This is a genomic window from Nitratidesulfovibrio sp. 1201_IL3209 (genome assembly GCF_036763125.1).
Classification (GTDB): domain Bacteria; phylum Desulfobacterota; class Desulfovibrionia; order Desulfovibrionales; family Desulfovibrionaceae; genus Cupidesulfovibrio.
In genome coordinates, this window is record NZ_JBAIYT010000037.1 from 1 (window position 1) to 20,526 (window position 20,526).

Consider the following 20,526-nt stretch of genomic DNA (forward strand, 5'->3'; position numbering starts at 1 on the left):
AGGCTGCTCGCTCGCGGGCCAGAGGGTATCGGAACGTAACAACCTTCATCACCATGATCTACCTGATCGGAGCGCCCATCACCCAACTCTTGGAGGCGTGAATTCCACAGCTAACGTCGAAGACCCACTTAACATCGCGTCAGGAAATATTATTCCCGTCATCAAGGGCAGACTCGCGTTCCGCCTCGCCCCGGCGCACCGCGTCGGGCAGGCGGCGCGGCAGGGACACGGTGAAGGTGCTGCCCTCGCCGGGCTCGGAGGCCACGGCGATGTGCCCGCCGTGCTGCTGCACCACCCGGCTGGCCACGAACAGGCCGATGCCCGTCCCGGCAGTGCCCTTGGACGAGAAGAACAGGGTGAACAGTTTTTCGCGGGTCTCGCGGTCCATGCCGGTGCCGTCGTCGATGATGGTGAAGGTCACCTCGCCCGGCGCGCCCCGCACCCGGAAGGTCACCGCGTGGTCCTGCTTGCGCGTGTCGGCCGCGCAGGCTTCCACGGCGTTTTCCAGCAGGTTCACCAGCGCGGACGACAACGCCCCGGCGTCGGCCTCGAAGGTGCCGAGGTCGGCGGCGCCGCCGTTTCCCGACGATCCGGCCTGCGCCGCGTCCGTCGCCTCTCCGGCGTTCGCCCCGGTTTCCGCGCTCTCCCCGGCCCCCGTGCCCCCGAAATCCCGCAGAAAGCGCACCCCGCGCTCCGCGGCCTTGGCCTCCACCAGCGCCGCCGTATCCTCGGCAAAGGCGCGGGTGACCACCACCTCCCAGTTCAGTTCGCGGTTCTTGGCGTAGTACAGCAGGTCCAGCACCATCTTGCGCAGCCGGTCCACCAGGTGGCGGATGTCCTGGTGGCTGTCCTGCACCCGCGCCGCGTCCCCGCGCGCGATGCCGCTGCCAAGGCGGTACACCCCGCCGTCCAGCGCGGTGAGCAGCCCCTTGATGCCGTGCGCCGTGGACCCCAGCAGCAGGCCCAGTTGCGAAAGCCGGTCCTGCAGGCGGCGCAGTTCTGTGATGTCCGTGGACATCTCCATGACCTCGGTGATGCGCCCGTCCGCGTCGCGCAGGGGGGCCGTCCACACCAGCACGTTCACCTGCCGTCCGTCGCGCGCGGTGACCACGGTTTCCGCCTGGTGGGGCCGCCCGTCGTCGAAGGTGCGGCCCGCCGGGCAGCCGGAGCAGGGGGCCAGACGGTGGGCGAAGGCGTCGTGGCAGCGGCGGCCGGTGGGGTCGCCGAAATCCTCGCGGTATCTCCGGTTGGCCTCCACCACGCCGAAGTCGCGGTCCATCACCGCCACGTAGCAGGGCGATTCGTCGAACAGCTGGCGGAACCGTTCGCGGGTCAGGCGCAGGTCTTCGCGCAGGCGGCGCACCTCGGAGACGTCCACCGAAAGCTCCAGCACCAGTTCCACGTCGCCGTCGTTGCCGTAGATGGGCGCGGTGTGCACGATGACCGGGATTTCCTGGCCGTTTTTGTCCAGCAGCACTTCGTTGGAGCGGAACCCCTCGCCCGTTTCCAGCACGCGCATCACCGGGCACAGCCGGTCGCCGGGGCCGCGCCCGGCGTACGCCTCCCAACTGCGGCTGCCGATGCGGTGGCCCAGGCGTTCCTTGTACAGCTGGTTGGTGGAGACGATTTCCAGGTCGGCGTTGTGCACGGCCACGAAGCAGGGCAGTTCGTTGAACAGCCCGCCGTCGTCCAGGGCGCTGCACAGCGAGCGGATGCCGCTGGCGATGCCGTCCATGACCTGCAACGCGGCCAACTGGCGCTCCGCCTCCACCAGCCGGGCCGACTGGTCGCGCACCATCTGTTCCAGGTTTTCGGTGTACCCGCGCAGGCGGCTGCGCATGGACATGCGTTCCCCGGCGCGGCGCAGGGCCACTTCAAGCATGTCGTCGTTGACGGGCTTGGTGAGAAAGTCGGTGGCGTCGCGCTTCAGGCTCTGGATGGCCAGGTCCATGTCGCCGTGGCCGGTGAGCATGATCACTTCCACGTCCGGGTCGGCGGCCTTGATGCGCTCCAGCAGGTCCAGCCCGGACAGGCCGGGCATCTTGATGTCGGTGAGCACGATGTCGGGCCTGCGCTCGGCGAACCGGGCAAGGGCCTCTTCGCCGCTGGCGGCGGTGGTCACGTGGTAGCCCGCGTCGGCAAGGGATATGCCGAGCACGGTGCGGATGCCTTCCTCGTCGTCCACCAGCAGGATCGATGCGCCCATGCGCGGCTCCTCGTGGTCCGGTGTGGGCCCGGCGCGCTCCGGGTGCGGTTTCGCGGGGCGGTGAGCCTCGTCCCGTGTCCCGGCGCGGCCATCGGGGGATGGGGCGTGGCGGGCGGCGCGGCAGATGCGCTGTCGGAGGCCGCCCGGATGGCGCCCGGATGCCTCATTGTCCCACGCGGAGCCGCGCGCGGCAAGGGCGGGCCGCCGGAGAGGGTATTGCCCGCCCCGATGCGGGCGCCTTCTCCGGTGTCACGCCCGCCGCCGTCCCATAAGGCCGGCGGGCGTGCAGCCCGCTACTGCCGCGCTTCGGGCGCTTCCGCCGCCAGTTCCCCGCGTTTTTCCAGCGTGTCGCGGATGATTTCCAGCAGGCGGTTGGGGTCGAAGGGCTTCTTCAGCGAGGCCACGGCGTTGCGGATGGCCAGGTGGATGCCCGACAGCCCGCTGATGACGATGACCGGGATGTCGCGGAAGGCCTCTTCCTTGGTCATCTTGCGGTAGAAGCGCGGCCCCCACTCGTTGGGCATTTCCAGGTCCAGCGTGACGAGGTCGGGGCGTTCGCGTTGCAGCACCTCCAACGCCTCGCTGCCGTCCGAGGCGGAGCAGGTGGCGTACCCGTTGTCGGAAAGGATATCCACCATGTACTTCACGATGTAGGGGTCGTCGTCCACGACCAGTATCTTGTACGGCATGCGCTCATTCTCCTTGACGTCGTGCGTGGCGGCGCGCTGTGCCGCCGCTGCCTGCCCCGTCCTCTGTGATATTCCGTCCGGGTCCGCCCCGGCTTTGTCCCTTGCTGTCCCTTCCGCCGCTGCCGATCCGCTGTCCCTTTCGTTTCGCCGGCCGTTCCCGGTTTCGGTCCGGCGCCCGTCCAAGGCCCGGTGCGCCAGTTCCAGCAGCCTGTCCGGCCGGGGGGGCTTTTCCACGTAGGCGAACGGCGCGTCCACGTCCTTGTTCCCATTTCCGTCCGTGCCCCCACCCCCGTCCGCGGCCCGGCACATGGACAGCCCGTGGGCGAAGGTGGCCCCGCCCACGCCGGACAGCATGATCACCGGCACGGCGCGCAGGGCGGGGTCGGCCTGCATGGCGCGGTACATGGGCAGGCCCCCGCCGCCCGGCATCATCACGTCCAGCACCACCAGGTCGGGCCGCCGCCGGCGGGCCGTCTCCAACCCTTCCGCGCCGTTGCGGGCGGCCACGGCCTCGTGCCCGTCGGTTTCGAACAGGGCCTTCAGGAAGAACCGGAACGACAGGTCGTCGTCCACCACCAGCACCAGCGCCATGGGCCTACCCGCACAGTTGTTTTGTCTTCAAGGGGCTGGCGTCAGGCAACCCGTTCCGCGTGCGTCACGCTGGCCACCGGACAGGCCGAGCGCAACACCACCTGCTCCACGGTGGAGCCGATTTCCGCGTCCTCGGCGGGAACGTCCCTGGCGTGGTGGGCCATGACGATGAGGTCCGCCTTGCGGTCGCGGGCGTACTTCAGGATTTCCACGTAGGGCGTGCCTTCCCAGATTTCCACCTGATAGTTGTCGTAGTCGGTCATCTTGCTCACGTACTTGTCCTGCATCTGCCTGCGCGCCCGCTCCAACTGGCGTTCGATCTCGGCCTGGCTGGGGTACAGCCCCGCGCCGCCAAGGTCGCAGGCGTGGAACAGGTACAGCTTGGCGCCCACCTCGCGCGCGGTCTTGTAGGCGAACTGGAAGGCCGCGTCGGCGGGCTTGGAGAAGTCGGTGCTGAAGATGATGTTGGAGAACATGTGCCAGCAGGTGTTGCACGGCCGGTTCACGATCAGCACCGGGCAGCGGGCGGACTTGGCCACCTTCTGCATGGTGTTGCCGATGATGGAGCGCACCCGCGAGGCGGCGGCGTCCTCTTCGCGCCCGTGCGCGCCCATGACGATCAGGTCCACCCCTTCCTGCCGGGCAAAGCGCAGGATTTCGGTGTGCGGCACGCCCACGGCCAGTTGCAGCGCGGCGTTGGGCGGGCCGAATTCCTTGAACTGGGCCTCGTAGACGTGCTTCAGCTCTTCGGTGACCCATTCGCGGTAGTCCGCGTCGGCCACTTCCTCCTCGCCGGACTTCAGGTCGCGCACGTAGTGGCCGAAGCCGCGCGTGGGCACCCCCAGCACATGGAAGACGTACAGGCGCGCCTCGCTGCGCCGGGCCAGTTCGAAGGCCACCTTGGCCGCGTTGTCGCATGCCGGCGAGGCCGACGTCGCAAAGAGGATCTTACCGAACATGGCGTTTACCTCCGTAGGCTGCAGTGTCTGGCGCCGCCCTGGAAGCCGAGCTCCCATGCGAGGCCCTCGATGACTTCGAACAGGCTGAAGGTGGTCTCGCAGTCGAGCACCCGCGTCCTGTCCCCGAATACCACGTGTCGCAGGCCGCCCAGCGAGAGCGGCAGATCCAGAAGGGCGTCGAGAGGGATGAACCTGATTTCGTGTTCCGTTTCGCCGTCGCGGCCGCAGGGGCTGTTCGCCCCCGGCGCCAGCGCCCGCAGCGAAAGGTAGATTTCCGCGCGCGGGCCGCCGGGGTAGCCGATGAGGTCCACCGTCTTGCGCAGGGCAAGGCCGGTCACCCCCTCGGCGCGGCAGCCCTCGGCCGGGCAGCGGGCCGCGTCCGCCACGGCGGCGGGCAGGAACGGGCCAAGGCGTTGCAGTTCCGCGTACCGGGTCAGCAGGGCGAAGAACGAGCGCAGCGTGCAGCCCGCGTCCAGCACCGCCGCCAGCCGCAGGCAGGGCAGCGGGTCGGCGTGGACCGTTCCGCCCTGACTGCCAGATCCGGCAGCTCCGGCAGACCCGCCAGATCCGCCAGAGCTGGCCGGCGTGCGGAGCGTTCCGTCGGGGGCAAGGTGCACGGTGTCCATGTGTTCTCCGTCGGGTGTGACGTGGGGCGCCGCAGGGGGCCGGTTGCCGTTTCCGCCGTTCCGCCGCCGCGCCTCAGACCTTGGTGTGGCAGCCGCCGCAGGCCGTGGGGCCCTTGCCCTGTTCCCTGTGGCAGCCCATGCACTGGCGGTGGTAGGCGCGCTCCAGCGGCGTGCCCTTGCCCCCCGTGCCGTTGGCGGCGGCGTGACAGTCCGCGCAGGGCGTGCCCTCGGACGTGGGCGCAGCCGGGTCGCGCCGCCCGTCCTCGGTGGTGCCGTGGTGGCACGTGCCGCACTCGTCGATCCTGGCCTTTTCGTTGTGCGTGTCGTGCACGAACCGGGCGGCGGGCCGGGAATGCGGGGCCAGCGCGTCCGGCGCGAGATGGGTCATGTCGTCCTGCGCCGGGGCCGTGGGCACGGGCGGCAGCAGCGGGAACAGCAGCGCGGCCGCCAGGATCGCCGCCGCCATGGCCAGCCGGATCGCCGCCACCGGCAGGGAACGTGGTGCCTTCATGGGGGTGCTCCTTGCCGTGCCTATGCGGCGCCGGGCTTTTCCATGCAGTCGTAGATCAGGTCGCCCAGGAACTTGGTGTGCATGCCGAGCTTGTAGTGGTGGATGATGTCTTCGAGCCCGCCGTGACAGTTGTGGCAGGGGGCCACCACCGTGTGCACGCCCGTGGCGGCAAGCTGGTCGGCCTTGGCCTTGTTGCCCGCCAGGCGCACGCCCTTGAAGGGCGGCCCGCAGTTGATCACCCCGCCGCCCGCGCAGCAGCACAGGTTGTGCTCGCGGTTGGGGTGCATTTCCACCACGTTGGAGCACAGGGCGTGGGTGACCTCGCGCAGCTTGTCCATCAGGCCGCGCCCCCGGATGATGTTGCACGGGTCGTGGATGGTCACCGGCTCGTCGTATTTCTTGGCCAGCTTTATCTTTCCTTCCGTCAGCAGTTCCCAGAAGAACTCCACGGAATGCACGATGGGCACCGGGTGGTTCTTCCAGCCCAGCCAGCGGTTGCCCACGTCGTACACGGAGCGGAAGGCGTGCCCGCATTCGCCCATGACGATGCGCCGCACCTTCAGCTTCTGGGCCATCTCGAAGTGGCAGCGCTTCAGCCGCCCCATCATCTCGTAGTCGCCGGTGAACATGCACATGTCGCTGTTGTCCCAGCCAGGGGCCGAGGGCATGGTCCAGTCCACCCCGGCCTGGTCCATGATCACCGCCGCCTGGTAGATGAGCTGGGTGCGGAACTTGGGCTCCGGCGCGATGACCGAGTACAGGCAGTCCGCCCCTTCCTTGTCGAAGGGGATGCGCAGGGCGGGAATTTCGCTGCGCGCCTCGTCCTCCTGCCACACCAGGCTGTCCAGCCATTCGTCGTCCTTGACCCACATCTGGTTCATGGTGCCGGAATGGCTGTGCGCGGTGTCCTGGATGTACAGCGGCACCACGCCCAGGCGGTGGCAGATGCGCCGTACCAGGCCCATGACGTAGCCGGTGTCGATGCCCACGGGACAGTAGTGCACGCAGCGGCGGCACAGGTTGCATTCCGTGTAGGCGATCTGGGCCATGCCGTAGATGTCGTCCGGGTCCACCCTGCCGCCGGTGCGCAGCAGCTTCCACATGGTCTGTTCCATCTTGCCCACGGGCGAATAGGTGGGGTCGCCGTCGTGCGAGATGCAGTAGTGGCAGGCGTCGGCGCACATGCCGCAGCGCATGCAGGTTTCGTGGTACACGGCCAGGCGCGCCCCGGCCTCGCCCCTGGTCACGGCCTTGACCACGCGTTCGATGCGTTCGCGCGTGAGGGCGGACACGCCCCGCACGAGGTTGGCGTCCTCTATGCGGCGTTCCGCGATGCCCGAGAATTCCGTTGCGCTCATGTGGTTGTCTCCCGTGGGATGGCGCGGTGCGCCCTTCCGATGAATCCGGCCCGTCAATCCAGTCCGTGCGGTCCGGCCAATCCGTCATGCCGCCCGATCCGTCATGCCGCCGCCTGCCCTGCCCGCCGAACCGGCGTCACCAGTCGGGGCAGTGGCGCACCCCGCCGAATTCCGAGCCCATGTAGGCCCGGGTGAAGGGCGAGAAGATGGCGTGCGACAGCCGGGTGAAGGGCAGGGCCATCAGCATGGCCTCGCCCGACAGCACGTGCAGGGTGGACAGCAGCAGGTTGTCGCCGATCTGCTGCTTGGCCAGGAACGCGGTAACGCACGGCACGGCCACCAGCGCCAGCACCAGCCAGTCCATGGGCCGAGTGACGAAGCGGACAGTGGGCAACTGGAGCCTGCGCCACGCGAAGAACCCGCACAGCAGGATGACCAGCACGGTCAGGACGTCGGCCACGCCTTCCGGCAACGACCAGACATTGACCCCGAAGGCGTAGTCCCACAGCACCGCGTGCCCCGGCGCGAAGAGCAGCAACAGGCCCAGCGCGGTGTGAAAGGCGAAGGTGGCCACGGTGACGGCCGGGTTGGCCCGCCAGCCCAGGGTGGCGAAGGGGGTTGCCCAGCGGGCCATGGAGCGCGCGGCGAAGCGCACGTCCATGTAGGCCACGGCGTTCATGTCCTTCTTGCGGGCCAGCGCCCACATGGAGACCAGGCGCCATGCCGCCCCGCCCAGGAATACGGCCCAGGCAACCCAGGCCAGGGGACCCACGGCGAAATTGTAGAGTTGTTGCATTGCTGTCGCCTCCGCTGGCCGGTCAGGCCCTGAAATCGTCGGGGGTGGCCACCCACCGTTCGCACGCGCCGTCGCGGATGCCCCGCAGCAGCACGGCCATGCCCGCGCCGTTGGCCGTGGCGGGGCCGAACACCGGATCCCACGCCGTGGTGAACGCGTCGTGCCACGGGCGGCCGTCCAGCAGCACCGTTTCGCGGCCGCGGTCCTTCACCCGCACCGCCACGTGCCGCCCGCACGGGCTGAACACGGGCCGCCAGGCCATGTCCCACCGGCCGGGCCAGACCACGCCGTCCACCACCACCTGCCAGGCCGCGTTGTCGTGGCTGGCCAGGGCCGCGGCGCGGGTGCCGTCGGGCGACAGGACCAGGTCGGTGACCACCGGGGCGGCGAACGACCAGGGCGACGCGTCGCGGGCCACGGTGAAGCTGCCGTAGCGGGGGGCCACGATGGCCCACAGGTGCCGTCCGTCGTGGCTCCAGGCGGGCGTCCAGCACTGGAAGAAGCGCGCCTCCCACAGCAGGGTGCCGTCCAGGGCCATGCCCCAGCGGCCGTCCTTGCGCACCGGGGCGGCCACCGCGCCGGTGGCCGGGTCGAAGCAGGGTTCCCACACGCAGGGGAAGGTGGCGGGCCACGGCGCGCCGTTGACGGCCACAGTGTATTCGGAATGGGAAAGGCGCACCTGCGCGGCCACCCGGTCGTTGCGGTTGTCGAACACGGGCGTCCACACGTTCATGAAGTTGCGGCCCCATGCCTCGCCGTCCACGGCCACGCTGTACACGCCCCGGGTGAAGGTCTCGATGTCGGCCTGGCCCAGCGGCACGGTCTGCACCACGGCGGCGGTGCGGCGGCCGTCGGGGCTGAGGGCGAAGTTGTTGGCGTTTTCGTACAGCGTCTCCCAGGGCTCGCCGTCCACGATCATGCCGTAGCGCATGTCCTGCTGCACGGCGGCGATCACCTTTCCGGCGGGACCGTGCAGCAGCGACCAGATGAATCCGTAGGTTTCCGGCCACGGTTCGCCGTCCACGGCCACGGTCCATTCCCCGTCCTGCTGCACGATGGCGACCAGCCGCCCGTCAGGCAGGAAGCGCGGCGACCAGACCTTGTCGAACCCCGCATCCCATACCTCGTCGTCCACGCGCATGGTGAAGCTGTCGTCCTCCTGCCGGACCACGGCGGCCACGTGCATGCCGTCGTGCGACATGAGCGGCTCTTCCTGCCACTGGTGGCCGGGCAACGGCGCGAAGGACGGCGCGATGACCCGCCTGCCCGGCTCCCAGTCGCCGGGGTCGGGGTGCGGAAGCCCCGCTGCGGCGCGCGCGGCGGGCGGGGCTTCCGGCAGGCCGTGGGCCGTTTGCGGGGTTGCGGTGGATGTGGACATGCGGACCTCCTGTTCTGCGCCGGTCGCTTGCATGCCAGGCGCAGAAGAATGATCGTTGCACTATAATGTAACGTCGCAAATGCGGATGTATTTGAAGATGGTGTAACACAGGAAAGACTACCGGGGAAGTGGTGTTGTAAAAAATAGTAGTCTACTTGCGTGGTAGATTTGATTGTCTACTGCAATGGTAGAATATCAATGCGACTGCTCAGGTAGAAAATACGTACGCATCTGTGTGTGCCGCATTGCAACATGGGGTGGTGGCCCGTGATGCATTTTCCGGGTGACGTATCATCGTGAAACAATGCGTTTCGGCGATGTTTCGAAACCGGAATGGAGGCTGGCCGTGCCCCGGCGCAGGGGGAGGGAAGGCAGCGGGCGAGAACCGGGATATTCCAGATATGAGATTGACTGTGAGAATCGTTTTCAGTATTCGACACGGAAACGCCCACCGCACCCCTGCGCGGCGCGGCGTTGCACGGGGCCGCGCGGCGCCAATGCCGCCGGTCCGAAGAATATTCCTGCAAGGAAGAAGGAAGGAGGAAACATGAAACGTTTGATCACCCTGCTGCTGGGCATGGCGCTGCTGTGCGGCGCCGTATCCCCGGCCGGTGCGGCAACCATCGAGGCCAAGGGCGAATGGGCCTTCGATTTTTCGTGGACCGATGGCCTGAACTACCGTTCCGCCGATGACGGCGGGGACAGCGAAGACGATTTCGCCGCCCACCAGCGGCTGCGCACCCAGATCGACATCATCGCCAGCGAATCGCTGCGCGGCGTGGTGTTCCTGGAAATGGGCACCACCACCTGGGGCCAGGAAGACGGCGCCCTGGGTTCCGACGGCAAGTCGGTGAAGGTGCGCCGGTCGTACATCGACTGGGTGGTGCCCGAAACCGAACTGAAGGTGCGCATGGGCCTGCAGGGCATGGACCTGCCCGGCGCCACCTTCGGCGCCAGCCCCATCCTGAGCGACGAGGACGTGGCCGCCCTGGTGCTGAGCTACGCCGTCAATGACAACCTGGGCCTCACCGCCTTCTGGGCGCGCCCCTACGACACCTCGTCCGGAGAAAGCGCGGGCAGCAACCACTTCGACGAAGTGGACGTGTTCGGCCTGACCGCGCCGGTGACCCTGGACGGCGTCAGCGTGACCCCGTACCTCCTGTACGCCTCGGTGGGCAAGGACGTGGACGGCACCGACACCGAATCGTGGGAAATCTTCCAGGACGGCATGCAGAGCCTGGGCGAACGCGTCGGCATGACCGGCGACGACACCACCACCCACAATGCGTGGTGGGGCGGCGTGGCCTTTGAACTGTCCATGTTCGACCCCTTCGCCGTGAAGATGGACTTCACCTACGGCAACAAGGACGCCGACGACGACTACGCCACCCGCGAAGGCTGGCTGGTTTCGGCCATGGTCGAGTACAAGATGGACATGATGACCCCCGGCGTGTTCGCCTGGTACGGCAGCGGCGAAGACGACGACCTCGACAACGGCTCCGAGCGCATGCCCTCCATCTCGCCCAATGCCTGGGCGCCCACCAGCTTCGGCTTCCCCGGCTCCGCGTTCAACCAGGACAGCCAGTTCGCCCTGAACGGCGCGGGCCTGTGGGGCGTCGGCGTGCAACTGGCCGACATCTCGTTCGTCGAAAACCTGTCGCACGTCCTGCGCGTGGTCTACATGCGCGGCACCAACGATTCCGAACTGGTGAAGGACACCGCCGGTCTCGCCGACGCGCTGGCCCCGGCCAGCGGCGGCGTGTTCCTGACCGACGAGGACAGCGCCTGGGAAGTGAACTTCGACCACACCTACCAGATCTACGAAAACCTCACCTTCATCCTGGAAATGGGCTACATCCGCCTGGATCTGGACGAGGACACCTGGGGCGCCGTGGGCGAAGACCTGAACTCCGCCAAGAAGCTGACCTTCAACCTGGTGTACGAGTTCTAGCCGCACGGCCCGCCGGCCGTGCGGCGTGACCGGCGCAGGGTGCCGGCCGGAGGGACGACGAGCGCGCACCGGCAGTGCCGGGCGCGGAATGCAAGGGGGGCATGGCCTTTGGGCCATGCCCCCTTCGCGTTGTGCGGGCCGGGCCGGGAGCGGGGTGGGTGGTGTGGCGCATTTCCGGGATGTCGCGGCACGTCATGCGGCGAGCGTGCGGGGATGATGGGGAGAGAGCGGCAAGGTGCGCCACTCGTGCGGCGATGCACCAAGATCGTGATGTACAATGTGCGAAACGGCATGCTACGCGACAAGACAGCAATCTTCGGTGGAAGGCGTCGTGCGCTGCGGCAAGCAGTGGGCGACGCCCCGCCGTCGTGCCGTCCGATGCGTGCGGATGCAGGGCGGATGGCGCGTCTTCGCCGTTTCCTCTTCTTTTCCCTCCCGGCTGTTCATTCGTCCCGCAATCCGCAAAGGTGCACCGCCCATGCCCATCGACGGCTGGCTCGACGCGCTGCCGGGCCCGGAGACCGGCGGGGTGGACCACGACGTGACCCTGTTCGCCGGGCGGGGCTACCCGCTGCTTTCACAGCGCACGGTGCGCCGCCAGGTCACCCGGCTCAGCGCGCATCTGGGCGCCATGGACGACGGCCTGCGCCGCGCGCTCATCGGCTACTCCCTGTACACCCGCCAGTTGGACGTGGTGCAGGGACGCGCCACCAAGCACATCTGCCGCGACGGCTGCGAACGGCCCCCGCTGGGCTGCTGCAACCGCAGCCACAACGTGGTGTTCAGCCTGTCGGACATCATGATGCAGCAGCCCAGCGGGCTTGCCCTGCGCATGGGCGACGCGCTGGCCCGCCTTCAGGCCGACGAGGGCGCGCACCACGCCAAAGGCGCGGCCATGGGCGAACGGGGTTGTCCGTACCTGACGGCCACCGGTTGCCCGTTGCGCCTCTTCAAGTCGCCGCTGTGCGTGCACTACCTGTGCGGCACCGTGGCCGACGCCCTGGATGTCGCCCACGGCGACGGGGCCGCGCCCTTCGTGGCGGGCATGCGCCGCGCGGCCAGCCGCCAGATAGAGCGCAGCACGGACTTCATGGAGCCCGGCCTCATCGAGGCGGCGGTGGAGATGTTCGGCGCGGACGGCGGGGCGGGAACGGGGTACGGCAACGCCTGGCAGGGCCATGCCTAGCAGGGCGGGCGGGGGACCGTCCGTGGCGCGCATCCGCGTTCCCGGCCCTGTCCCCCTCCTCCCTCCCTTCCTCCCCCTCCCCTGGGGCCATGGTTCAGGGCGTCGACCTGACGCGGATGTTCCTGTGCGCGGCGCGCCCCGCGTCGTCCACCACGCGCACCACGGCGTCGCCGGGAACGGCCTGCCACAGCAGGGGCTCGCCCGGGGCCGTGCTGCCCAGATAGCGGTCGTTGACGAACCAGTAGAGCGCGCCGACGCCGGCTTCCGCATGGGCCATGAAGACCAGGGGCCCCTGCGCGCCTCGGGCCGGGTCTGCGCGGTAGGTCAGGCCGGCCTTGGGCTGGATGATGGCGGGCGGCAGGCCGGAACTTCCCCGGTCCTGGCGGCATTGCGCCTCGAAGGGCGGGGGTGGGGGCTTGGGCGTTCCGGCCAGCGCGAACATGCGGGCCAGGTCGCTGGGCCAGAATTCCCAGACGCGGGCTTCGGTGCGGCCTTCCTGCGGCATGCAGGCGCGCAGGCCCGTGGCCTTGTCCACGAGAATGCTGCGGAACACCCCCGAAGGGGCCAGCGGCGACACGCCGGGGATGAACCATGTCTGCGTGGTTTCGGCGCAGAGGGACGTGTCGAGATCGCCGGTGGCGGTGCACACGCGCAGCCGTTCCACGTTGAGGTCGGGCGTCGGCTCGCGGAAGGGGTCGCGCATGGGTTCGGCGGCGGCCAGCGCGCGCGCCATGTCCATGAACAGGGGCGCGGCCACCATGCCCCCTACCAGCAGCGGATTGGCGGCGTTGTTGAAATTGCCGACCCAGACGACCAGCACGTACGGCCCGAACTGGCCCACGGCCCAGGCGTCGCGAAAGCCGTTGGACGTGCCGGTCTTGAGCCGCACGGGCAGCGCCGCGCCGCCCTGCGAGCGCACCAGGCGGTCCTGATCGGGCGTTTCCAGCATGGAAAGCGTCACAAAGGCCGTCTCGGGCGAGAGCAGGGGCAGGGCCGCCGCCTCGGGCGGCTCGTCGGCCAGAAAGCGCAGGGGCCTCCACACGCCCTTGTTGGCCAGCATGGAGTACAGCGCGGCCAGTTCGCGCATGCTTATCTCGGCCCCGCCCAGCACGAGGCTCAGGCCGTAATGCTCCTCTGCGGACTGGAATTCCACGCCCGCCCGGCGCAGGAATTCGTAGAGATTGGGCCTGCCGAGCCGCGCGGCCAGCGCGATGGCGGGCACGTTGCGGCTGGCCCGCAGGGCTTCGGCGGCGGAAAGGGGGCCGCTGAACCTGCCGTCGTAGTTTTCCGGGTCGTAGCCCGCGAAACTGCGCGGCGTGTCGGCCAGCAGGGTCTGGGGGTGGATGAGGCCCTGTTCCAGGGCCAGGGCGTAGATCATGGGCTTGAGGGTGGAACCCGGAGAGCGGCGCGCCCGCGTGCCGTCCACCTGGCCTTCGATGCCCGGGTCGAAAAAGTCGGCGGAGCCCGCCAGCGCCCGCACCTCCATGCTGGGCCAGTGCACCAGCAGGGCCGCGCCGTTGGCGAGCCCGTACGCCCCGTTCCGGGAAACGAACAGGCGCAGGTGCCGCTCAAGTCTCTGCTGGGCCGCCGGGTCCAGGGTGGAGCGCACCGTGTCGCGGCTTTCGGGCAGGCCCAGCAGTTCGGCGCACAGGTGGGGCGCCACGAAGGGCATGTCGCGCGGGGCGTGGACGCGCAGGGGCGCGGTTTCCTGTTCGCCGTACCAGGTCTCGTTCAGGCGGCGCACGGCGGCGGCAAAGGCGTCGTTGTCCGGCGCCGGTTTGCGGCGCGTGGGATTCTGGGGCACGAGCATGAGGGCCGCGCTTTCGGCGCGGACGAGCTGCGCCGCCGACTTGTGAAAGTAGAGCACGGCCGCCGCGCCCAGTCCTTCCACATTGCCGCCGTAAGGGGCGAGGTTGAAATAGGCCTCCAGGATTTCTTCCTTGCCGTAGTGCCATTCCAGTTGCAGGGCCAGCAGCATCTGGCGCAGCTTGGCGCCGAGCCTGCCCGTCTCCAGCCCGTGGGCCAGCCGGACCACCTGCATGGTGATGGTGGAGCCGCCCATGCGCCGCCCCCCGGCAAGGGCATGCGCGGCCGCCCGGAGCAGGGACAGGGGATTGACGCCGGGATGACGCCAGAAATGGCGGTCCTCGTAGCGCAGCACGGTATCCACGGCCGCGGGGGGAATGTCGGCGAGTCTGGTGCGGATGCGGTATTTCTGGTCCGAGGACAGGCTGACCCGCATGATGTCGCCGCGCCTGTCCAGCACCACGCGGGAAAAGTCCCGGCCTTCCAGCGGGTGCGGGCAGGGCGCGCAGACGAGCCACGCCAGCAGGGCCGCCCCCGAGAGGGCGAGAACGCCCAGGGGAACGGCCAGCGCCGGAAAGCGCCGGCGGGCCGGAAGGCCCTTGCCGCCCGGGGAGGCGTTTTCCGCGTTCCCGGGCGGCGGCCCCGGTTCACTCGGTCCATTCGGTTCATTCAATGCTGACATGCCCACCGCCCGTGCGGGCGTTGACGGCCGGATCGTACATGGCCTCCGCCGTGGCGGCGGGCAGCACGAAGCGCCCTCTGGTGGCGGCCCGCACCCGGTAGGTGAAGGTTCGTTTGCCGCCGCTCAGGTTCGTGAAGAAGATGCCCCGGTCCTCGCGCCGTTCATGGCGCACAAGCCCTTCCTGCTCCTGCGCCGGGGCGTTCTTTTCCAGCACGGCCTCGAAACCGCCGGGCAGCAGGTCCACCAGCACCACGTTGTCGATGTCGGCCTTGGCCCGCACGGTCAGTTCCACGGTAAGCACGTCGCCCAGACGGGCGGCGGTGACGGCCTCGCCCCTGGCGTCGAGGTAGCGGCGTTGCAGTTCGATGCCGTTGGCGGCGCTGGCCATGGGCGTGCGGTCGAAGCCTTCCGCCGCAACCAGGAGGCTCCAGCCCGTTTCGCCCTGCGGCATGTCCACCTGGTAGCGGGTGCAGCCCGGCGCGTCGAGCACGAGGGTGTTGCCTTCCGGCGCGTCGGGAGCCTGGGCGGTCCGGTCTCCGGCCGGGGTGAAGCCCGGCGCGTACTGCGCGCAGGCCAGCCGCAGGCCCCGGGGCAGGGACGGCGCGGCGTCGGCGGCGGTCAGCAGGGTTCTGGCCGCAAGGCCCATGTCCACGGTGGTGGCGTTGGTGCTGAAGGCGCTGTCCAGCAGGTCGTTCATGCGGAGCTGGCCCTTCCGTTCGGGGAAGTGGCGCAGGATCATGAAGGCGTGCAGCGCCCTGGCGGCCCCGGCCGACAGGAAGGCGTCGTCCGTGCCAGGGGTCAGGGTGACGGGGGTCAGGGTGACGGGGGGCAGGGCCGTGGGCATGAGCTGTTCGGCCTTGCGCCGCAGGCGCAGCATGTCGTAGCAGTCCGCCAGGAAGGCGGCCGCGAGGTCGTGTTCCCAGCCCTTGGCGTTGTCCTTGAGCCACTGTTCCAGCCGCGTCACCTCCTGCGTCATGATGCGCCCGTCGCGTTGGAGCACCCAGGCCCCGTAGAGCTTCACGCGCGCGTCGCCGAGGCTGGAGGGCGAGCGCCCCACGATGCGTTCCAGTACATCGAGGACGTTCCGGGACAATCCCTCGGGCGTCGCCGCGCCGCTGTCGCGCAGGGTCAGCAGCAGGTCGCCCGCATAGGCCGTGACCACGTCGCTGGGCGCGCTGCCCGGCCACAGGCTGACGCCTTCGTAGGGAGTGAAGTTGCCGCGTATGGTGTTGAGGGCCGCGCTGATGACCGCGTTGCCGCGCTTGAGCAGGGTTTCGGGCGAGGCGTCGGGGGCGCGCAGCACCTGCCGGCGCGCGTCGGGCGCGCCCAGCAGGGCCACGTACGGCATGGCCCTGCTGATGAGCTGTTCCGTGCACCCGTACGGATAGGGATCCAGCCGGGCCAGCAGCGAGCGCAGGGCCAGGGCGGGCAGCGCGCCCACGCTGGCCTGCCCCTGCGCCTCGAAGGGGTAGAGATCGCGGGCCATGTCCACGGCGGCGGGTCCGCGCAGCGGCACGACCATTTCCGTGCGCAGGCGCGGCACGGGCGGGCGGACGGAAACCGTCTGGGTGCGCACCGCGGGCTGGTGAGCGCGGCGGCTTGCGCCCGCGCCATCCTCGAGGCTGGCGGTGAAGCGCACCGTGGCTTCACCCAGGTCGTCCTGCGCCCGCATGCGGAACCGCAGCGTGGCTTCGCCGTTTTCGTCCACGGTCAGGGACTGTTGCGGCGGGGTGTCCACAAAGGCCAGCCCGCCGGGGCCGGACTCCATGGCGATGCGCACGCGCGCGCCCGGCCCGCTGCCCTCCACGGTGTTGGCCACCACCAGCGCGCCGTCGAAAACGTCGCCCGGCGCGGCGGCCAGCGGCAGCAGGGGCTTGAGAATGAGCGTGCCGCGCACTTCCGTATGCGCCTCCGTCGCGCCCGCAAGGCCAAGGCCGCCCTGCGGGGCCGCGCTGCCCACGGCCATGATGCGTATGCGCCCGCTGGCGTATTCGGGCACCGTGAAGCGCAGTTCCGTTCCGCCCCTGTCCACGGCAACCACGTCCTGCCAGAAGGCGAAGGGCGGTTCGCCGCGCCGCTTGAAAGGGTTGAGGAAGCGGCCGCCGGGGCCGGACATGTCGCCGCCGAAGCCGGGAATGCGGCCCCGCAGGCTGGCGTGGTCGGGCATGAGCAGGTCGAAGGCCTGCATGGTGTCCACATCCAGGGCGCGGTCGGCCAGCAGGTCGTTGAGCGGATCGGGCGTGGCGAAGCCCGTGAGTTGCAGCACGCCTTCGTCCACGGCGAAGACCAGCGCCCGCCCCGGCACGCGGGAACTCAGGCGTACACTGACGGTCTCGCCCGGCAGCACGCGGGCCGGAGCCTTGATCTGAAGCCCCATGTCGCGCTGGTCCATGCCCGCCATGAAGGGGGCCACGGCCACGACGTGCGGCTTCATGTACACCATGTCCGAATCCAGGGCGCGGGCGAAGGACACGTTGACGTAGCCGCGCCCCTGGAAATCGGCGGGAATCCGGATTTCCTGCACGCTTTCGCCGGGTTGTGCCGTGAACCAGGCATGGGCCAGGACGGTTTCGCGTTCGATGGTGACGAGGCCCGTTCCCGCAAAGGGTGTGGAAAGGCGCATCCTGATGGTTTCGCCGGGGGCGTAGCGTTCCTTGTCGAGTTTCAGGCGCAGGTCGCCCTTGGCCAGGGACGAGGAGGACAGGCTGTCGGGCCGGGCCAGGCTGTTGCCCGCCACGGTATAGGGGATGACCGCCAGCACCGTGGCGTCGGCCCGCCGGACGGTGAGCAGGAAGTCCCCGGCGTCCCCGGTGGGCAGGGGCAGGACTATGCCTTGCGCGCCCACGTCCACGGTGCGGCGCGCCAGTTCCGTATCCACCGGCGTGGCGTCGTAGCGGTATTCGCCCCTGGCGTCCATGACCAGGCTGTTGACGTACCGCCGCGCGGAAAACACGACTTCGGTCTTTGGCAGCGGCACGGGCGCGAGGTCGTTGTCCACGGCCAGCAGCCGCAGCGAGGCCGCGGCCTGCTGCGGGATGTAGTGCAGGTTGTTGGCCTGGCCTTCGGGCTTGTAGCCCAGGGCCACTTCCAGGGGAGAGAACAGGGCGTCCAACTGGCGGGTCACCACGCGCCCGCCCGCAGGCTCGAAGCCTTCGATCTGCACCGCGCCGCGCATGGTGCCCGCCTGGAGCCTGCCCAGCGGCAGGGCGAATTCGGCCACGCCCCCGGCGTCGGTATACCCGGCGGGAAGGTCCATGGACTGGATCTCGCCCTCGAAGGGCGCGGCCTCGTGGAAGGTGTAGTCCTCATATCCGGGGAAGCGCAGCTTGCCGTTCTGGACGCGGAAGACGGCCTGCACGCGGTGGTTGGCCGCCGGTTCGCCATACAGGTTGTCCAGGCGGGCCCGGACCACGGCGGGGTCCGCCCCCGGGCCGGTGCGTATCCAGCCCCTGGGCTTCCTGGGCGTGAACTCGGCCGCCAGGGCCAGGGTGTCCGGCTGGAATTCCTCGACCCGCACGCGCGCGCTGCCCAGCACGGGGGCCGCGCCCGTGCCGCGTCCGGTCTTGCCGTCCGCCAGGCGGATGTCCAACTGGTACGCGCCCACGGCGGCGTCCGGGCTGCTGGTCCAGTCAAGGGCGTTCAGGCCGTCGGCCCCGGCGGTGAAGGCGCGGCGCATGACCTCCGCGCCGGTGGGGCTGACGAGCACCGCTTCCAGCGGCAGTTCGGGGGGCAGGGGACGCCAGTCGTGGCGGCGGACGATGCAGCCGAAGTGCAGGGTTTCGCCGGGCAGGTAGAGGCCGCGCTGGCTGAACACCGAAGCGCTGAGCCCGTCATCGGCCACGTGGCGGCCCGCCACGGGAAAATTGCTGTAGTCCACGTGCCGGGCGGCATCGTCCAGCGAAAGCCAGGCCATGTCCCGGCCGCCGTCCCCGGCGGGCGCCTCGGCCACCACGGCCACCGGGCGCTTTTCGCGGTCCAGGCCCGTGGCCGGGGGCAGGTCGGCGCGGCCCTGCGCGTCGGTCACGGCGCTGGAGACGGACAGGCCGTTGACGCCCAGCAGGCGCACCGCCGCACCCTCCACGGGTTCGCCCTTGGCCAGGTGCTGCACGAAGACCGTGCGCGCCCCGTCGCCGGCGGTTTTCACGGTCAGGCCCAGGTCCGTGATCAGCACCAGGCGCGCGGTTTCCTCCACCCTCTTGTCGCCGTCGAAGCCGGTAAGCGTGATGCGCATGAGTCCGCGGCGCGGCTCCTTGCCGTTCCCCAGCAGCGGGGCCACGTCCAGCACGGGGAACGCCGCCGCGCCGGGCGCGGGCTTGGGCACGTCCAGGCGACCCTGGAGCACGTCGCTCATGGCGTCGAAATTGCCCGAGTCGGCGTCGAAGCCGGAATACCTGGCCGCCAGGGCCATGAACGGATCGCGGACGCGTTCGGCCCGCCAGTCGATGCCGGTGAGGCCCGTGGCGTAGACATCCAGCTTTTTCTGACCGCTCAGGGTCAGCACGTTGCCGGGCTGCAAAAAGTCCACTTCCGCGCCCAGGGACGGCACGGTGAGGATGACCCGGCGCGCCTGCCCCAGTTCCGGCCCGCCCAGGGACGGCAGGCCCTTGTCCACGGCGGCCAGCAGGCCCCGGCCGGCTTCGGCGGTCAGGCGCAGCAGCACGCGGTCCGTGGGTTCGTCGGCGGGCTGGAGCAGTTCCGGCTTGAGGGGCGTGCCGTTTTTGACGTCTTCCGCGCCGATGGCGGGCATCCGGGTCCAGTCCGCGTCCTTTCCGGCCTCGGGCGTCAGCTTGCGGGGCAACTGGACCAGTTCGAGCCTGCGCAGCACCTCCGACGGCAGCACGCGCAGCGTGGTCTTGATTTCAAGGTGGTAGTTCTTGTTCAGCGTGTCGTCATAGGCGGGCCGGATGGCGATGCGGGTCACGTCCATGATGCGCGAACGGCCCGTCACGGAAAACATGGCCTCCACGTGCTGCGGCGTGCCGTCCTTTTTGCCCTGCACCATGCGTTTTCCGGCCTTTTCCGTAAACGTGGGCAGGCCGCGCACGGTGATGCGCGCCGCCGCGTTGTTTTCGGGCAGGGCCGTGACCGGCGCGCTGACCACCACTTCGTCCCGCCGCTCGTTCCAGATGAGGCGCGGCGTGCCGAGGGCGAGGCCGCTTTTGGAATCGGTGGGGCCGATGGCGATGCGCCCGTCCATGTCCTGCGTGGTGACGGGCCAGATGAAGTACAGGGGCACGGAAACGGCGTGCGCGCCCTTGGGCGAAGGGTCGACCCAGAAGGTCTCCTTGCCCGCGCGCGCCGCCTGGGGCTGCGTGGCGTAGGTTGCGTGGCGATTGAGGACGAAGCGGCCGGGCAGGGCCACCTTTTCCAGCGACACGGCATAGCGGGTATCCGGCGTCAGGCGGTCCCGGGGAAAGAATTCCATGGTGGCGTCGCCAACCCAGCGCCACACGCCCGCCACGTGCGGGGTCATGCGCACGCCTTCCACCACGCGTCCTTCCTCGCCGGCCGGGGGGGCCGCGCATTGCCTGGACCAGTCCGCGCCGTATTCCTTTTTGCACCGGGCTTCATCCACCTGGAAGGTGATGGAAAAACCATCGCGGCGCATCCAGTTGTCCGCCTGCGGCAGGCTGGGGACGGCCACCCTGTACGCCGGTGCGGCCAGGGCGGGGGAGGCGGCGCTGGTCAGGAGCAGAAGCAGGGAAATCAGAAGGAAACGTAGCGACGTTGCCGGCATGGAGGTCTCCGCGGGTGGTCTTGCGTGTGCGTGGGGAAAATATCGTGGCG

General features: G+C 69.5%; 12 protein-coding genes and 1 pseudogene. 2 read left to right on the forward strand and 11 right to left on the reverse strand.

Going from position 1 to position 20,526, the window contains the following annotated elements:
• Positions 1-139: 139 nt before the first annotated feature.
• The 9 genes and pseudogenes from V6B97_RS14600 to tmcD form a co-directional block, all read right to left on the reverse strand.
• Positions 140-2,206: a hybrid sensor histidine kinase/response regulator gene (locus V6B97_RS14600; RefSeq protein ID WP_333507245.1), complete on the reverse strand. Its 2,067-nt coding sequence runs from the start codon at positions 2,204-2,206 to the stop codon at positions 140-142.
• A gap of 293 nt (positions 2,207-2,499) precedes the next feature.
• Positions 2,500-2,895 (reverse strand): DVU0259 family response regulator domain-containing protein, encoded by a 396-nt coding sequence (gene divK / locus V6B97_RS14605; RefSeq protein ID WP_333507270.1) that lies wholly within the window; start codon positions 2,893-2,895, stop codon positions 2,500-2,502.
• Positions 2,896-3,240: 345 nt separating this feature from the next.
• Positions 3,241-3,486, reverse strand: a pseudogene (locus V6B97_RS14610) (response regulator); the annotation flags it as partial.
• Between the two features lie 41 nt (positions 3,487-3,527).
• Positions 3,528-4,445 carry a universal stress protein gene (locus V6B97_RS14615; protein ID WP_333507246.1) on the reverse strand — a complete coding sequence of 306 codons (918 nt, stop codon included), beginning with the start codon at positions 4,443-4,445 and terminating at the stop codon, positions 3,528-3,530.
• A gap of 5 nt (positions 4,446-4,450) precedes the next feature.
• Entirely contained in the window at positions 4,451-5,071 is a 621-nt protein-coding gene (locus V6B97_RS14620) for a hypothetical protein (protein WP_333507247.1), read from the reverse strand.
• 73 nt (positions 5,072-5,144) lie between these two features.
• Positions 5,145-5,582, reverse strand: coding sequence for an acidic tetraheme cytochrome c3 TmcA (tmcA, locus tag V6B97_RS14625; RefSeq protein WP_333507248.1), 438 nt, complete (start codon positions 5,580-5,582; stop codon positions 5,145-5,147).
• Between the two features lie 20 nt (positions 5,583-5,602).
• On the reverse strand, positions 5,603-6,940 hold the full coding sequence (tmcB, locus tag V6B97_RS14630) for an electron transfer complex ferredoxin TmcB (RefSeq protein WP_333507249.1): 1,338 nt from the start codon (positions 6,938-6,940) through the stop codon (positions 5,603-5,605).
• A 136-nt stretch (positions 6,941-7,076) separates the two neighbouring features.
• The gene (gene tmcC, locus V6B97_RS14635; protein ID WP_333507250.1) at positions 7,077-7,736 is read right to left on the reverse strand and encodes a TmcC family electron transfer complex membrane anchor subunit; all 660 of its coding nucleotides are present in this window, start codon (positions 7,734-7,736) and stop codon (positions 7,077-7,079) included.
• A gap of 22 nt (positions 7,737-7,758) precedes the next feature.
• Positions 7,759-9,114 carry an electron transfer complex subunit TmcD gene (tmcD, locus tag V6B97_RS14640; protein ID WP_333507251.1) on the reverse strand — a complete coding sequence of 452 codons (1,356 nt, stop codon included), beginning with the start codon at positions 9,112-9,114 and terminating at the stop codon, positions 7,759-7,761.
• 547 nt (positions 9,115-9,661) lie between these two features.
• Between tmcD and V6B97_RS14645 the strand changes: the two genes are divergently transcribed.
• On the forward strand, positions 9,662-11,065 hold the full coding sequence (locus tag V6B97_RS14645; RefSeq protein WP_333507252.1) for an outer membrane homotrimeric porin: 1,404 nt from the start codon (positions 9,662-9,664) through the stop codon (positions 11,063-11,065).
• A gap of 478 nt (positions 11,066-11,543) precedes the next feature.
• Positions 11,544-12,251 carry a hypothetical protein gene (locus V6B97_RS14650; protein ID WP_333507253.1) on the forward strand — a complete coding sequence of 236 codons (708 nt, stop codon included), beginning with the start codon at positions 11,544-11,546 and terminating at the stop codon, positions 12,249-12,251.
• Between the two features lie 94 nt (positions 12,252-12,345).
• On the opposite strand, the gene pbpC is transcribed toward V6B97_RS14650, so the two are convergent.
• Together pbpC and V6B97_RS14660 are read right to left on the reverse strand one after the other, a co-directional pair.
• The gene (gene pbpC, locus V6B97_RS14655) at positions 12,346-14,739 is read right to left on the reverse strand and encodes a penicillin-binding protein 1C (RefSeq protein ID WP_333507254.1); all 2,394 of its coding nucleotides are present in this window, start codon (positions 14,737-14,739) and stop codon (positions 12,346-12,348) included.
• Entirely contained in the window at positions 14,723-20,476 is a 5,754-nt protein-coding gene (locus V6B97_RS14660) for an alpha-2-macroglobulin family protein (RefSeq protein ID WP_333507255.1), read from the reverse strand. Before V6B97_RS14660 ends, pbpC begins: the two co-directional genes overlap by 17 nt.
• Positions 20,477-20,526: the final 50 nt, after the last annotated feature.